Source organism: Methylorubrum populi, from assembly GCA_036946625.1.
GTDB classification, from domain to species: Bacteria; Pseudomonadota; Alphaproteobacteria; order Rhizobiales; family Beijerinckiaceae; genus Methylobacterium; species Methylobacterium populi_C.
Genome location: JAQIIU010000001.1, coordinates 137273 through 151544 on the forward strand (window position 1 = coordinate 137273; position 14272 = coordinate 151544).

Genomic DNA, 14272 nt, shown 5'->3' on the forward strand with positions numbered 1-14272 from the left:
GCGAGTCGCCGGTTCTCTAGACGCGCTGGGCGAGACTGGCAACTGGCTTGAGCGCCCCACAAGGGGCGATCGCTTGAAGGGGTGCTTCAGGAAGCCGGTCTCGTCGAGAACCAGCACCGCGTCCGGGTCGGCCAACGTCTCCAGGGCATAGTCCCGCACCACATCGCGCAGGGGCATCCGCATCCCAGCGCCCGCGACCGAGCACCGCCTGCTGACACCAGGGACCGGGATCGCCCGCGGCTTCATCAGCCCGCATCCAGCCGGTCTTGCGCCGCTCCTCGCCGAGTTGCCCGTCCAGGAACGCCCCGGCCGAAGCGGTGACCCGCTCCTGGGTGAACAGCGGCCGCATGCGAGCCTTCACCTCCCGCAGCGACGTGGCCCACAGCCCCAGCGTCGCCTCAATCGAAGGCCCGGCCGTCCATGATGAACGAAGCATGGCACCGCAGGGAGGCAAAACCTCAACTAAAACACAACTGCAATGATAGCCTGGCGCCCTACAATCATAAGCTATTGTTGGTCGTGTCCCCCGGCGTAATGTCGCTTCTGATGCGCCATCACGATCCCTGGTGCAGGCTTGGTCTGATCAGGCTGCCGAGGGGTCATCGCCGATCGGGGCGATGCTTTTCAGCGTGACGTAGCGGACGCGCTGCACGGCCCACTCGTCGTCCTGTTCGAGCAGGATCGCACCGACGAGCTTGACCCGGTGCCGGGCGGGCAAACCCATGCAGGCGAGGACATCGCACTTCAAGCGTGGACGAGGCTTCCGGAAGGATCCAGGCCTGCCGCATGGCGGTTGCGGCCGGCATTCGCTATGAGGCTCGGCCGGAGCCGTCGTCGGCGGGCCGGACAGCGCAGGGTGTGATCGGATGAGCGGAACGGAGACCGGGGTCGGCGAGGAGGCCACCGCCGATTTCGGCTACGAGCGCGTGCGCCTGTCCGAGAAGCAGGGGCGCGTGGACGAGGTGTTCCGCTCGGTCGCGCGCCGCTACGACTTGATGAACGACCTGATGTCGGGCGGCCTGCACCGGGCCTGGAAGTCGCATCTGATCTCGATGCTGCGCCCGTCGCGCACCCGCCCCTACCGCCATCTCGATGTCGCCGGCGGCACCGGCGACATCGCCTTCCGCACGCTTGCCGCGGGCGGCCCCGACACCCACGTCACCGTGCTCGACATCAACGAGGCGATGCTGCGGGTCGGTGCCGAGCGGGCCGGCACCCGGTACGACGGCCGCATCGACTTCGTGACCGGCAACGCCGAGACGCTGCCCCTGCCCACCGCCCATTTCGACAGCTACACCATCGCCTTCGGCATCCGGAACGTGCCGCGCATCGACGTGGCGCTGGCGGAAGCGCACCGGGTGCTCAAGCCCGGCGGCCGCTTCCTGTGCCTGGAATTCTCGCGGGTCGACCTGCCGGTGCTGGAGAGGATCTACGACGCCTACTCCTTCCACGTGATCCCGCGCATCGGCGCGCGGGTGGCGGGCGACCGCGAATCCTACCGGTACCTCGTGGAGTCGATCCGCAAGTTCCCCTCCCCCGACCGCTTCGCCCGGATGATCGAGGCGGCGGGCTTTGCGCATGTCAGTCATCGCCGGCTCTCGGGGGGCATCGTCGCGATCCATTCCGGCTGGAAGATTTCTTGAGTTCGGGCGCGGAGGGGACGCGAGGATGCTAGGCGCCGTCTTCCACCTCGCCCGCGGCGCCCATGTCGGCTTCGTGCTCGCCCGCGAGGGCGGGCTCGCCTTGATCGACGCGGCGCAACTGCCACCGCATCTGCGGCTCGCGCTGAAACTCGGCCGCTCGCTGGAGCGGCGCGGCATCGCCGCCGATCCCGGCGCGAGCCCGCTGGAGCGGGCGCTGACCCGGCTCGGGCCCTCCTACGTCAAGTTCGGCCAGTTCCTGGCGACCCGCCCCGACATCGTCGGCATGGCCGCCGCACGCGACCTCGAACGGCTTCAGGACCGGGTGCCGCCCTTCCCGCAGGGGATCGCCCTGCGCGTGGTCGAGCAGGAACTCGGCAAGCCGGTCTCCGCCCTGTTCACCGCCTTCAGCGAGCCGGTGGCGGCGGCCTCCATCGCCCAGGTCCACAAGGCGAGCGTACTCGACGCCGACGGCACGCAGCGGACGCTGGCCGTGAAGGTGATGCGGCCGGGCGTTCGCGAGCACTTCGCCAAGGATCTCCAGGCGATGCGGTTCATGGCCCGCATCGTCCACGCCCTGTTGCCGGACGCCGAGCGCCTGCGCCCGCGGGAGGTGGTCGAGATCCTGGCCCGCTCCGTGACCATGGAGATGGATTTCCGCCTCGAGGCGGCGGCGATGTCGGAACTCGCCCAGAACACCGCGGGCGACGCGGATTTCCGCACGCCGCGCCCCGAATGGGCGCTGACGGCGCGGGACGTGCTGACCAGCGAGTGGATCGACGGCGTGCGCCTCAACGACCGCGCCGGCATCGTCGCGGCGGGCCACGACCCGAAGGCGCTCGGCCGGGTGGTGATCCAGTCCTTCCTGCGCCAGGCGATCCGCGACGGCTTCTTCCACGCGGACATGCATCCCGGCAACCTGTTCGTCGATCCGCAGAGCCGGCTGGTGGCGGTCGATTTCGGCATCATGGGCCGGCTCGGCCACGCCGAGCGGCGGTTCCTGGCCGAGATCCTGCTCGGCTTCATCACCCGCGATTACCGCCGGGTGGCGCAGGTGCATTTCGAGGCGGGCTACGTGCCGCGCCACCATTCGGTGGACGACTTCGCCCAGGCGATCCGGGCGATCGGCGAGCCGATCCACCAGCGCCGGGCCGACGAGATCTCGATGGCCAAGGTGCTCACGCTGCTGTTCGACGTGACCGCCCTGTTCGACATGAGCACCCGCACCGAACTGGTGATGCTTCAAAAAACCATGGTGGTGGTGGAGGGCGTCGCCCGCTCCCTCGATCCGCAGCTCGACATGTGGACCGGCGCCGAGCCGGTGGTGCGCACGTGGATCACCCGCCATCTCGGCCCCGTCGGCCGTCTGGAGGGCGCGGGCCGCGCGGCACTGACCCTGTCCGAGGTCGTCTCCGACATCCCCGACATCGCCCAGCGCATCCGCCGCATCATGATCCGCCTCGACGAGGAGGGCTCGCGCGACGTCAAGGCGATGGAGCGGATCGCCCGGCTGGAGCGGCGCCGGGCGGTGTGGTCGACGGTGGCCCTGTGGGCGATCGCGGTGGGGGCGCTGGTGCTGGCGTTCCGGTGAAGGGTCTTTTTCCGCACGCCGTTGGTCCTCGTTCGAACACGGCCGGAGCGTGCAGCAACGCACGCTCCCCGGTTCAGAACCTGTCTTCGTATTGCAACCGTTCAGCGAGCCGCGTTCAAACCCATCGTGCAGCCGGCCGGCTGCGCAACGACGGAGTCGAGGAATGAAGGCCGTGAACCGGATCGCGCTGACGCTCGGCGTGGCGATCGGCACCCTGGCCGGGGGCGCGGCGGGGGCGCATCCGGCGCGGGAGACCATCCGCTACGCGGTGTCGCCCTGCTACGGGACCTGCCCGGTCTACAGCGTCGCGGTGACCCCCGACGGGACGGTGACGTTCGAGGGCGAGCGGCACACCGCCGTCCGGGGCAAGCGCGAGCGGCAGGCGGGGCGGCTCGTCTATCGCAGGCTGGCCCGCGCCCTCGCTCCCTACCGCCCCGCTTCGGGTACGAGCGCGCGGACGCAGTGCGCGCAGCAGGTCAGCGACCAGCCCGGCTACCGCATCGCCTGGACCGGCCGCGACGGGGCCGAGACGGTGCTGGAGCATGACCGCGGCTGCTTCTCGCCGCGCAACGCTGCCCTGAACCAGGTGATGGACGCGATGCCGAAGGCACTGGGGATCGGCCCCTGGATCAAGGCCGCCCGCTGACGGCCCTGGGCCGTCGCTCGAAGCCGCTCGGGCGGCTTCGCGGCGCCAAGGGACACGACCAAGAGCGCCGCACGGAGCGGGCTTTTCAGGACGGATGTCCTGAAAAGCATCGAGCGGAGCGAAAGCCCAAGGGGTCGAGATGTCCGCGGAAGCCGGCGCCGGCGACTGATACGACATCCGGTTGATGACTTCGGCCTCTCCTGCGTCATCGCGAGGCGAAGCCGTGGCGATCCAGGGCGCGCCCTTTCCGGACATGCCCGCGCCCTGGATCGCTTCGCGGCCGCTCGCGAGGACGGAGGGGGGCCAAACCCGAAGCGATCAAGCGGAAACGGTATGAGGAGGCTGGCAAAGAAAACCAGGGTCATCGCTTCGAGCGATGGCCCTGTGCCACGGCCTCCCCGCCCTTGACGCGCGCGCCGCGAAGCCCCGTGGTGGCGCCCATGGCTTCCTCCTCTCCGAGCCCCCTCGCCGGCCGCCGCGTCCTCCTCATCGTCGGCGGCGGCATCGCCGCCTACAAGGCGCTCGACCTGATCCGGCGCCTGCGCGAGCGCGGCGCGCAGGTGCGCCCGCTGCTGACCGAATCCGCCCAGGAATTCGTCACGCCGCTGGCGGCGGCCGCGCTCGCCGGGGAGCGGACCCATACCGACCTGTTCGACCGTGAGACCGAGGCCGAGATCGGCCACATCAGGCTCGCCCGGGACGCCGACGCCGTCGTGGTGGCGCCGGCCACCGCCAACCTGATGGCGCGGATGGCGACCGGACACGCGCCCGATCTCGCCTCGACGGTGCTGCTCGCCACCACCCTGCCGATCCTGATCGCCCCGGCGATGAACGTGCGGATGTGGCTGCATCCGGCAACGCAAAGAAACCTCGCCACCCTGAAGGCCGACGGCGTCGCCGTGGTCGGCCCCAACGAGGGGGCGATGGCCGAGGCCGAGTTCGGCCCCGGGCGGCTGGCCGAGCCGCACGAGATCGCCGACGCACTCGAAGCCCTGCTGGCGCAGCGCGCCGCGGGCTCCGGCCTCGGGTTCCTGGCGGGGCGCGAAACCCCGAACAGACCGCTGGCGGGGCGGCACGTGCTCGTCACCTCGGGGCCGACCCACGAGCCGATCGATCCGGTGCGCTACCTCGCCAACCGCTCCTCGGGGCGGCAGGGCCACGCCGTCGCCGCCGCCGCGGCCGAGGCCGGGGCGCGGGTCACCCTGGTCTCGGGGCCGGTGGCGATCCCCGATCCGGCGGGCGTCACGGTCGTGCGGGTCGAGAGCGCCCGCGCGATGCTGGCCGCGGTCGAGGCGGCGCTTCCCGCCGACCTCGCGATCTTCGCCGCCGCGGTCGGCGACTGGCGCCCGGCCGAGACCCGCGCGGGCAAGATCAAGAAGGACGGCAGCGCGCCCCCGCCCCTGCAACTGGTCGAGAACCCGGACCTCCTCGCCACCATCGCCGGCCGCAGCGAGGGGCGCCCGGCCCTGGTCGTCGGCTTCGCCGCCGAGACCGATGCCGTCCTCGACAACGCGCGAAGGAAGATCGCGCGGAAAGGCTGCGACCTGATCGTGGCCAACGACGTCTCGGCGGAGGGCGGGGTGATGGGAGGGGCGGACAACATTGTCCACCTCGTCGCCCGGGACGGCGGTGTCGAGACCTGGCCGAAGCTCGGCAAGGAAGAAGTCGGACGGCGGCTGGTGGCGCGGTTCTCGGAGCTGCTCGCAGCGAGAAGGACGCCATGATCGTCACGGGCGAAAGAACGCCTGGAAACATTTCTCGCGCCCTGCTACCCTATGTTGCACAAGATGGATGAGGCGAGGCCATGTCCAAGAACGATCTGCACGTGGTCCCGCGGGGCGGGAAGTGGAAGGTAAGGAAGGCGGGGGCCACCCGTGCTTCTGCCGTCTTCGATACACAGCACGAAGCGATTGTCCGCGCGAGCGAGATCGCCCGCAGCCAGCAGGCCGAACTCTATATCCACGGTCAGGACGGTCGAATCAGGCAAAAGACCTCGTTCGGCAACGATCCCTATCCTCCGAAGGGATGATGACGTGACAGCCGTCGCGTTTGAGGACTGTGTCTTCATCAACTGCCCGTTTGACGCCGACTACGATCCGCTGCTCCAGGCAATTCTGTTCTGCATTGTCTATCTGGGCCTGACGCCGCGTCTCGCCCGCGAGCGAGCCGACGGCGGGGCCGTGAGACTCGACAAGATCGTCACTCTGATCGAAGGGGCAAAATACTCGATTCACGACTTGAGCCGCTGCCAAGCTCGGAAGAAGGGCGAACATTATCGATTGAACATGCCGTTCGAACTTGGGGTCGATTACGGCTGCCGCAAATATTATGGCGGCAACAGGGCCAGCAAGACAATCCTTATTCTCGAAGAACGCAACTATCGCTATCAGGCGGCTCTCTCCGATCTGGCCGGGTGCGACATCGAGGCTCATGGAGGCAGCTTCGAAACCGCCGTGAGGAAGGTCCGCAACTGGCTGGTCGCCGAGGCTGGCATCAAGGCCCAGGGAGCGGGCGCGATCTTGGACGCCTATGATGCCTTCCAGGGCTGGTACTACAAGAGGCAGCAAGCCGCCGGCTTCTCCGAACAGGACATCCTCGATTACGCAACGCCCGAACTCCTGGCTGCGATGAGGGACTGGGTCGCGTTGGGACGTCCGCTCTGAGCGGTGCCGGATTCCCAGCGGCGGCAAGACGTTCCTTCACGCCGACACGTTTCTTCGCCACCTGCCACGCTTGCTCCGCACGGATTCGTGACCGTCCCTCCACGCGCTTCACAGCGACAGGAGCGACATCATGGCCAAGGCCGCCCGGCACAGCATGGGCACTCCGACGAGCGCGGCCTCGACAGCCGCCACGTCCAGACCGAGCAGTACCGCGACCATGTCGGCGCACACCGAAGCGGCGGCCCCACCGGGCCGATGACGAACGTCTCGGGCGACGCCGGCAGCCCGCGCTCAGATCTGGCGCAGGAACAGGAGGGTCGCGGCGGCGCGGCGGACGACGGGGTTGCGCGCGTAGATCCAGGTCGGTCCGCCCTGGACGACGTTGCGGCTCAGGGCCCGCTTGAAATCGAAGACGCCCCGGTTGTCGGCCGGGTCGACCCCGCCGAAATCGAAGCTGCGGGCCCCCGCCTGCCGGGCCCGCTCGACGATCCGCCACACGGCGAGCGTGGCCGCGGCGGTCGCCCGGGCCCGCTCGTCGGAGGCGGTGAAGAAATCGGTCCAGCGCTCGCGCGCCGTGTGGACGATGCGCACCAGGATCGGCTCCCCGCCCTCGCGGACTTCGAGGAAGAGCAGGTGCGGGTCGCAGGCCGCGAGGTCGCGGTAGGCGGCGGTGTCGAGATCGCCGGTGAAGCCCTTGCGCCGCTGCAGGGCGGCGTACATCCGCACGAAGGTGTCGTAGGCCCGCAGGCGTTCGTCCGGCTCCGTCAGGAAGACGGTGGTCAGCTCGGCATTGGCCTGCGCCTTGCTCAGTTCCCGCCGCCAGCGCCGCTCGGCCGCGGCCAGGATCGCCCCCGTCTCCGGCGACAGGTCGAGCTCGATCGTGTGATCCTTGCCCGCGACCACGGGCACGAAGCGGTGCGCGAGCAGGGCGGCGATGCCCTCGGGATCGTGGGAGCGGTAGCTCTTGATCGCGAGCAGATCCGCCGGGCCCAGGGCGAGATGGTCGAGGAAGGCGCCGAGCAGGGCCTCGGTCCGCCCCTGTCCGCGGGCGGTCGGGACGAAGCCGCCCTGCACCAGGATGCGGCGCACGGGACCGCGGCGGCGCTCCTGGTACTGGAGGTAGCCGAGATCCTCGCCGCCCTCGCCGCACAGGGCGACGCGCCGGACCGACCAGCCGACGCGGCTCTTGTAGGTGCCCCAGATCCGGGACGCGTAGATGCTGGCGCCGGGCTGGCGCCAGAGCGCCTCGTCCCAATCCGCGGCCTCCGAGCGGTCGACGACCGCGACTCGAGCTGCCATGAACCCTCATTCCCCTGTCGGCCCCCCGGGCCGCCGCGGCTGCCCCGTCCGGGGCACCGCTGCGAACCTCGCGGAAGCTCGGGCCGTATCCTAAAGCATCATCCCGAAAGGTGGCTGCCGGCTTTCGGAAAAAGACGATGCAAAAGCAAAAACCGAGAGCATCGTCCTGGATCCGATATCCAGGACGATGCTCGAGCCGTCTTCCTGGCCATCAATGCCCAACACCCGTGAAAAAAGATTCGCGGCCGATGCCGCCCCGCCGCGGTTTCCACCGTCCCGTGGCGGCATCGGCGATGCGGGAAGGCGCTTGAGAAGGCTTGCGGGCGGGCGCCGTCGGCGGCTTGATGCCGGGTCAGATCGGACGCCGGGGAGGAGCATCATGGCGGAAGGCGCGGAAGGAGCAGCGGCCGGCCCGGCGGCCCGGGCAGAGCGGCTGGCGCGGTTCCAGCCGGCCTCGGGGATGGTGACGCCGCGCTTCTCGGGACTCGCGAGCTTCATGCGCCTGCCGGTGCTCGATCCCGGCGCGGCGGCGGGCCGGATCGAGATCGGCCTGATCGGCATCCCCTTCGACGGCGCCACCACCAACCGGCCCGGCGCCCGGCTCGGGCCCCGGGCCGTGCGCGAGGCCTCCACCGGCACGCGCACCCTCAACCACGCCACGGGGGTGGCGCCCTACGCCCTGGCGGCGTGCGCCGATCTCGGCGACGTGCCGGTCAATCCGGTGGACGCCGCCGAGACCGACCGGCGCATCGAGGCGTTCTACCGGCCGCTCGCCGCGGGCGGGATCGTGCCGCTCACGGTGGGCGGCGACCATTTCGTCACCTATCCGGTGCTGCGGGCGCTCGGCGCCGCCCGGCCGCTCGGCCTGATCCACATCGACGCCCACAGCGACACCGACGACGCGCAATATGACGGCACGCGGCTCACCCACGGCACGCCGTTCCGGCGCGCGGTCGAGGCCGGCGTGCTCGATCCGCGGCGCTGCATCCAGATCGGCATCCGCGGCAGCATGGACGCGCCCGACGAGCGGGACTGGGCGCTGGCGCAGGGCATGCGGATCGTCGCGATGGAGGAGGTCTGCGCCCGCGGCCTGCCGGAGGTGGCCGCGGAGGCCCGCGCCGTGGTGGGCGAGGGCCCGGCCTATCTCAGCTTCGACATCGACGCGCTCGATCCCGCCTTCGCCCCCGGCACCGGCACGCCGGAGATCGGCGGCTTCACCACGCGGGAGGCGCTGCATCTGCTGCGGGCCTTGCGCGGCCTCGATCTCGTCGGGGCGGACGTGGTGGAGGTCGCCCCCTCCCTCGATCCCACCGGCATCACGGCGCTCTCCGGCGCCGGCATCGCCTTCGAGATCCTGTGCCTGCTGGCCGAGCGGGTCGCGTCGCGCGGTTGATCGCGCCGCGAAGGACCGGGTTTCGAAAGGGCAAGCCCTTGTCCAAGCCCTTGTCATAAGGGTCCGAGGCAGAGCCCTGGTGGAGAGGGAAGCCGGGGTTTCACCCCGGCGCCCCACAAAGGGATTGATCCCTTTGGAATCCCGGGATCAATCCGGCACGGACGGGCCGTCCGCGGCGGCCCCGGCGCGGAAGATGATCGGGCGGTAGGCCCTGAGCAGGTCGGGATCGAGCTGGCCGGCCTGGGCCTCCATGATCGCGGCGGCTTCGGAGGCGGGGAGCGGCGGGCGGTAGACCCGGCGCTCGGTCAGGGCCGAGTGCACGTCGCAGATCGCCACGAGCCGCACGAGGTCGCCGATCTGCGCCGCCTTCAGTCCGTCGGGATAGCCCGACCCGTCGAGGCGTTCGTGGTGATAGCGCACCACGTCGAGGATCTCGGGCCCGAACGCGCCCTCCTTCGCCAGCAGGTCGGCACCGAGCGCGGCGTGGGTGCGCATCACCGCCCTCTCCTCGGGCGTGAGCGGACCCGGCTTGTTGAGGATGGCGGGCGGGATCAGGGCCTTGCCGACATCGTGCAGGAGCGCGGCCTCGGCGAGCCGTTGCCGGTCGCCGCGGGAGAAGCCGAGTTCGGCGGCGAAGACGGCGACGAAGCCCGCCACGCTCAGGGAATGCTGGTAGACTTGGATGTCGTGGCGCCAGACGAGGTCGAGCCAGGCGCGGATGCCGACCTCGGACACCGTGTCGAGCACGATCCGCGTCCCCTCCTCGGCCTCCGCCGGGCTCGGGGGCCGGCCGGCGGCGGCGTTGTCGAACAGCCGGGTGACGAGGGCGGTCGCCCGCCCCACCCGCGCCGCGGGCGTTCGGCCGCCCGCTTCCCGCGCTCGGCCCTCCGCGACGAGGCGCGTGAGCGCCGGGACGATGCCGGCGGATTGGCGCGGATCGATCACCGTCGGCGCGCCGAACAGGCGGACGGCGGCCCCGTCCTGGGAGGCATTGCCGCGGGCGAGATAGAGGCAGGGCAACCCGCTCTCGCGGATGCGCGCGGCGAGCCGCGCGACCCAGGCACTGTCCCGGTCGGCGGCCAGATCGACGACGAAGGCGGCCGGCCGGCGGGCGGGCAGGGCCGCGCCGGGTTCGATCACGCGGCAGGGCAGGACGAGAGCGATGCCGCGGGCCAGACGCTCCGCCCGCTCGCGGCGGTCGGAGACGAGGACGACGACGTCCTCGCGGCGCGCGTTCTGACGCTCGTGTCGGTCCCGGGGTTCCTGCATCGGTCATCCGTCGGCCGCGAGGCCCGTGCGGACTCGAAGCGGTATCCTCCGCCGGATATAACAAAAGTGTTGCGAAAAGCTTCGCGGTTTCCCGGCGATACAATCCTGACGTATTCGCCGGACGCAGAGCTTCGGCGTCGGAGCGGGGCTGCCGGACCCAAAGGTCCCGTGCGAGGAAACCATTGGCCCGCCGGCCCCCGCGGGACGCGTTCGCACCGCGCCCGCCGCGCCACGAGGCCTGACCGGCCCGCGACCGGAACCGTCTCGCACGAGCGCCCGCCGATCCCTTCGGGCGACGTCCGCGTCGCTGCCCGGAGATGCCGGCCTCTGTTCGATCATCGCCTGCAACCCGGAGGGCCTCGACGGGTTATCCGGTCAAGAGAGTTTCGACGATGGACGCTTCACCATGAGCATCTACCAGATCCGGCAGAAGAAGAGCGGTGCGATCCTCTGGACCGGCAGCGCCGACGACGAGCGCACCGCCCTCGACGCCATGGCCCGCGAGGCCGGCTACGCGGACTATTCCGCCCTTCCCGACACCTTGCGGGCGGCGGGCTTCGAGACGGCCAAGCTCGACCTGATCTTCTGAGATCCGGTCCGGCTTCACCGCGATTGGGGCGGGCCCGCTCGACTCCACGAGAGGGGCGTTGCGTCCATGCGTATGCCCCCTTCGCGTTCAGGGTGCCGCGTGCCTCAGGCGCAGCAGCCGGTCTCGGACGACAAGCGCGCCGAGGCCGGCTCCGGCATCCGCCCGCCCGCGGCACGCGCCACGGGCGGCTCCAGGCGGCGGAGGCGCAGCCGGTCGCGACCGCGGGCCTTGGCCTCGTAGAGCGCCGTGTCGGCGAGCGCCATCAGGGCGTCGAGCCCGGCCGGGCCGCCGCCGAACAGGGCCGCGCCGAGGCTGACCGTGGCGCCGGTCGGCAGGCCCCGGCCGCCCTCGCGGGCCATTCGGACGCGGATCGCCGCGCCGAGATCCTGGACCGCCGCCTCGTCCGACTCCGGCAACAGGATCACGAACTCGTCCCCGCCGAGCCGCGCCAGGACCGCCTCCCGCGGCAGGCAGGCCTCGAGCACGCCGGTGAGCGCCACGAGGATGCGGTCGCCGACGGCGTGGCCGTAGGTGTCGTTGATCGTCTTGAAGCGGTCGATGTCGAGCAGCAGCAATGCGCCCGGCCGCCTCCGACCGCCGGCCGCCATGCTCAGGATCCCGGCCGCCCGGCTCTCGAAGGCGCGGCGGTTGAAGGCACCGGTGAGGGGATCGCGCTCGGCCAGCGCCGTCATCGCTTCCTCCCGGCGGCGGCGCACGACCGCCGCCATCAGCAGGGCGAGCAGCACCTCGACCAGGAGGCCCTCGAACAGCGAGACCTGGATCAGCACGCCCTTGAAGCCGACGAGGCTGACGAAGGCACCGGCACGAGCAGCGCCTTGACGCCGTAGAAGGCGCCGTGGGCGGCGAAGACGATGCCGAGCCCGTCGGAGGCCGCCGTGCGCTCCTCGAACGGCGCGCCCGCGCGGGACAGGAGGCGATGGCCGGCCTTCAGCGCGACGGCGGCGACGAGGGCGGCGTTCGTCATCGCGAAGACCGGGGTGGGATCGATCCCCTTCGGCAGGAGCAGCAGCCCGGCCCAGGGCAGGAGCAGGCCCCACCAGAGCGGCGCGATCCGGCGTCCGGTGAAGCGCGCGGTGCCGGCCAGGAACAGGAGATGGGCGACGACGAGCAGGCCGTTGGCGAACCAGACCCCGGCGAGGAAGGAGGCGGCGCGCGACAGCGAGAGCGCGCTGCCGAGGACGATGACGGCGAAGCCGGCGCTCCAGAGGAGCAGTGCGGGATTGCGCAGCGTCCGCCACTCGACGGCCAGGAAGCCCGCCGCGACCGCGGCCGCCGCAAGGCTCATCAGCAGCATGGTGACCACGTCCATGGCGATTCCGGAACCCGCGGCAACGGTGACGTCGCCCCGTCCAGTAGCGATCGCAGTTGAACAAAGCGTTCCGCGGCTTGCCGTCTCCGCTCTTCGCCCGAGCGCGCGGAAAAACGGTCAGTTCGCGTGGCCGATCCGCATGCGGTAGGCGCCGTCGGCGCTGCGCTCGAACACCTCGGCGATGCCGGCATGGCGCAGGGCCTCGCCGGAGGTATCGGGCACGAGGTTCTGCTCGGAGACGTAGGCGACGTACTCGCTGTCCGCGTTCTCGGCGAGCAGGTGGTAGAAGGGCTGGTCCTTGCGCGGCCGGACCTCCTCGGGAATGGCGAGCCACCATTCCTCGGTGTTGGAAAATTCCGGGTCCACGTCGAACACCACGCCCCGGAACGGGTAGATCCGGTGCCGGACCACCGCCCCGAGGCCGAACTTGGCGGTTCTCATGCTGGTCTGGGTCATGACCGATAGATAGGCCTCGCGCGCCTTCCGTTCCAACGCGGGGCCAACATCCGCGACGATCAGGGCAGATTGTAGACCTTGGCCAGATCCGGGTCCTTCTCGGCCACCAGCCGGGCGAGATCGACGATGACCTTGGCCTGCTTCCAGGTGGCGTCGTCCTGCATCTTGCCGTCGATCATCACCGCTCCGGTGCCGTCGGGCATCGCCTCGACGATACGGACGGCGAAGCTCACCTCGGCCGGGTCGGGGGCGAACACGGTCTTGGCCAGCGCCACCTGGCTCGGATGCAGCGTCCAGGCGCCGGCGCAGCCCATCAGGAAGGCGTTGCGGAACTGCACCTCGCAGGCGGCCGCGTCGGAGAAATCGCCGAAGGGGCCGTAGAAGGCCTTGATGCCGTTGGCCATGCAGGCATCGACCATCTTCGCGATGGTGTAGTGCCACAGGTCCTGCTGGGCGCTCGACCGCTCGGCCTCGCCCTTGGGGTCGGCGATGACGCGATAGTCCGGGTGGCCGCCGCCGACGCGGGTGGTCTTCATGCCGCGCGAGGCGGCGAGATCGGCCGGTCCGAGGCTCATGCCGTGCATGCGGGGGCTGGCCGCGGCGATGGCATCGACATTGGCCACGCCCTCCGCCGTCTCGAGGATGGCGTGGACGAGGATCGGCTTGGCGACGCCGTGGCGCGCTTCGAGCTGGGCCAGCAACTGGTCGATGTAATGGATGTCCCAGGGACCCTCCACTTTCGGCACCATCACCACGTCGAGCTTCGCGCCGACTTCGGCGACGAGGGTGAACAGGTCGTCGAGGATCCAGGGCGAGTTCAGCGCATTGATGCGCGTCCACAGGCCGGTGCCGGAGGCCGCGAAGTCGGTGGCACGCGCCATCTCGACGAAGCCCTTGCGCGCCGCCTCCTTCTGGTCGGCGGGGACCGCGTCCTCCAGGTTGCCGAGCACCACGTCGACCGTCCTGGCCAGCTCCGGCACGCGGGCGCGGACCTTCTCGTTGTGGGGCGGCACGAAGTGGATCATCCGCTCGAGCTTGATCGGCAGTTCGCGGAACGGCTCGGGTGCACCCGCGGCGAGCGGCTGGAAGAAGCGGCGCGGCAGTCTCATCGGATCCCGGTCTCCGTCTTTTGGCGTATGGCCTCCCGGTTAGAGCGCCGCACCGCGCGCGTAAAGCCGACCTTGGTTCACGCCTCCGGCTGGAAGACCATTTCCGGCGCGTCCGAAGCTTTCGCGAAGCATTCAGGCCGCCCGGGCGCCACCCCGGATCGTGAGACGGACGACGAAGGGGACGCGGAACGGCAAAGCTTGCCCGGCGAAGCATTTCGGAGGGGCAAACAGGACGGAACGGACCGCCGCGAACCGTGTTTTCCGGCCGAGGCGGGCTGTCGAACACC

The 14272-nt window shown here is 70.6% G+C and carries 14 protein-coding genes and 2 pseudogenes; 8 read left to right on the top strand and 8 right to left on the bottom strand.

Annotated features, from left to right (window positions below):
* Window positions 1–84: 84 nt before the first annotated feature.
* Together PGN25_00665 and PGN25_00670 are read right to left on the bottom strand one after the other, a co-directional pair.
* A pseudogene (locus PGN25_00665) lies at window positions 85–436 on the bottom strand (transposase).
* Window positions 437–583: 147 nt separating this feature from the next.
* Window positions 584–739 (bottom strand): annotated as a pseudogene (locus tag PGN25_00670) (IS256 family transposase).
* A gap of 127 nt (window positions 740–866) precedes the next feature.
* Between PGN25_00670 and ubiE the strand changes: the two are divergent.
* From ubiE to PGN25_00700, 6 genes are all read left to right on the top strand, one after another.
* Window positions 867–1643 (top strand): bifunctional demethylmenaquinone methyltransferase/2-methoxy-6-polyprenyl-1,4-benzoquinol methylase UbiE, encoded by a 777-nt coding sequence (gene ubiE / locus PGN25_00675; GenBank protein ID MEH3116163.1) that lies wholly within the window; start codon window positions 867–869, stop codon window positions 1641–1643.
* A 25-nt stretch (window positions 1644–1668) separates the two neighbouring features.
* On the top strand, window positions 1669–3231 hold the full coding sequence (gene ubiB, locus PGN25_00680; GenBank protein ID MEH3116164.1) for a 2-polyprenylphenol 6-hydroxylase: 1563 nt from the start codon (window positions 1669–1671) through the stop codon (window positions 3229–3231).
* A gap of 163 nt (window positions 3232–3394) precedes the next feature.
* Window positions 3395–3877, top strand: coding sequence for a DUF6438 domain-containing protein (locus PGN25_00685; protein MEH3116165.1), 483 nt, complete (start codon window positions 3395–3397; stop codon window positions 3875–3877).
* A 440-nt stretch (window positions 3878–4317) separates the two neighbouring features.
* Entirely contained in the window at window positions 4318–5601 is a 1284-nt protein-coding gene (gene coaBC / locus PGN25_00690; GenBank protein MEH3116166.1) for a bifunctional phosphopantothenoylcysteine decarboxylase/phosphopantothenate--cysteine ligase CoaBC, read from the top strand.
* Window positions 5602–5681: 80 nt separating this feature from the next.
* The gene (locus PGN25_00695) at window positions 5682–5906 is read left to right on the top strand and encodes a DUF2188 domain-containing protein (GenBank protein MEH3116167.1); all 225 of its coding nucleotides are present in this window, start codon (window positions 5682–5684) and stop codon (window positions 5904–5906) included.
* Window positions 5907–5910: 4 nt separating this feature from the next.
* The gene (locus PGN25_00700) at window positions 5911–6540 is read left to right on the top strand and encodes a hypothetical protein (GenBank protein ID MEH3116168.1); all 630 of its coding nucleotides are present in this window, start codon (window positions 5911–5913) and stop codon (window positions 6538–6540) included.
* 291 nt (window positions 6541–6831) lie between these two features.
* On the opposite strand, the gene PGN25_00705 is transcribed toward PGN25_00700, so the two are convergent.
* Window positions 6832–7839, bottom strand: a complete 1008-nt coding sequence (locus PGN25_00705; protein ID MEH3116169.1) for a GNAT family N-acetyltransferase — start codon at window positions 7837–7839, stop codon at window positions 6832–6834.
* Window positions 7840–8218: 379 nt separating this feature from the next.
* Between PGN25_00705 and speB the strand changes: the two genes are divergently transcribed.
* Window positions 8219–9232, top strand: a complete 1014-nt coding sequence (gene speB, locus PGN25_00710) for an agmatinase (GenBank protein MEH3116170.1) — start codon at window positions 8219–8221, stop codon at window positions 9230–9232.
* Window positions 9233–9379: 147 nt separating this feature from the next.
* Here speB and PGN25_00715 read toward each other — a convergent pair whose 3' ends face one another.
* The gene (locus tag PGN25_00715; protein MEH3116171.1) at window positions 9380–10501 is read right to left on the bottom strand and encodes an HD-GYP domain-containing protein; all 1122 of its coding nucleotides are present in this window, start codon (window positions 10499–10501) and stop codon (window positions 9380–9382) included.
* A 406-nt stretch (window positions 10502–10907) separates the two neighbouring features.
* Here PGN25_00715 and PGN25_00720 point away from each other — a divergent pair, with 406 nt between their 5' ends.
* Window positions 10908–11090 (top strand): hypothetical protein, encoded by a 183-nt coding sequence (locus PGN25_00720; protein MEH3116172.1) that lies wholly within the window; start codon window positions 10908–10910, stop codon window positions 11088–11090.
* 104 nt (window positions 11091–11194) lie between these two features.
* On the opposite strand, the gene PGN25_00725 is transcribed toward PGN25_00720, so the two are convergent.
* The 4 genes from PGN25_00725 to PGN25_00740 all read right to left on the bottom strand — a co-directional run bounded on the left by PGN25_00725 (window position 11195) and on the right by PGN25_00740 (window position 13985).
* Window positions 11195–11878, bottom strand: coding sequence for a GGDEF domain-containing protein (locus PGN25_00725; GenBank protein ID MEH3116173.1), 684 nt, complete (start codon window positions 11876–11878; stop codon window positions 11195–11197).
* On the bottom strand, window positions 11872–12420 hold the full coding sequence (locus PGN25_00730; GenBank protein ID MEH3116174.1) for a hypothetical protein: 549 nt from the start codon (window positions 12418–12420) through the stop codon (window positions 11872–11874). The genes PGN25_00725 and PGN25_00730 overlap by 7 nt, the downstream gene beginning before the upstream one ends.
* 117 nt (window positions 12421–12537) lie before the next feature.
* Window positions 12538–12876: a heat shock protein HspQ gene (gene hspQ / locus PGN25_00735; protein ID MEH3116175.1), complete on the bottom strand. Its 339-nt coding sequence runs from the start codon at window positions 12874–12876 to the stop codon at window positions 12538–12540.
* Window positions 12877–12935: 59 nt separating this feature from the next.
* Window positions 12936–13985 (bottom strand): CoA ester lyase, encoded by a 1050-nt coding sequence (locus tag PGN25_00740; GenBank protein ID MEH3116176.1) that lies wholly within the window; start codon window positions 13983–13985, stop codon window positions 12936–12938.
* Window positions 13986–14272 lie beyond the last annotated feature (287 nt).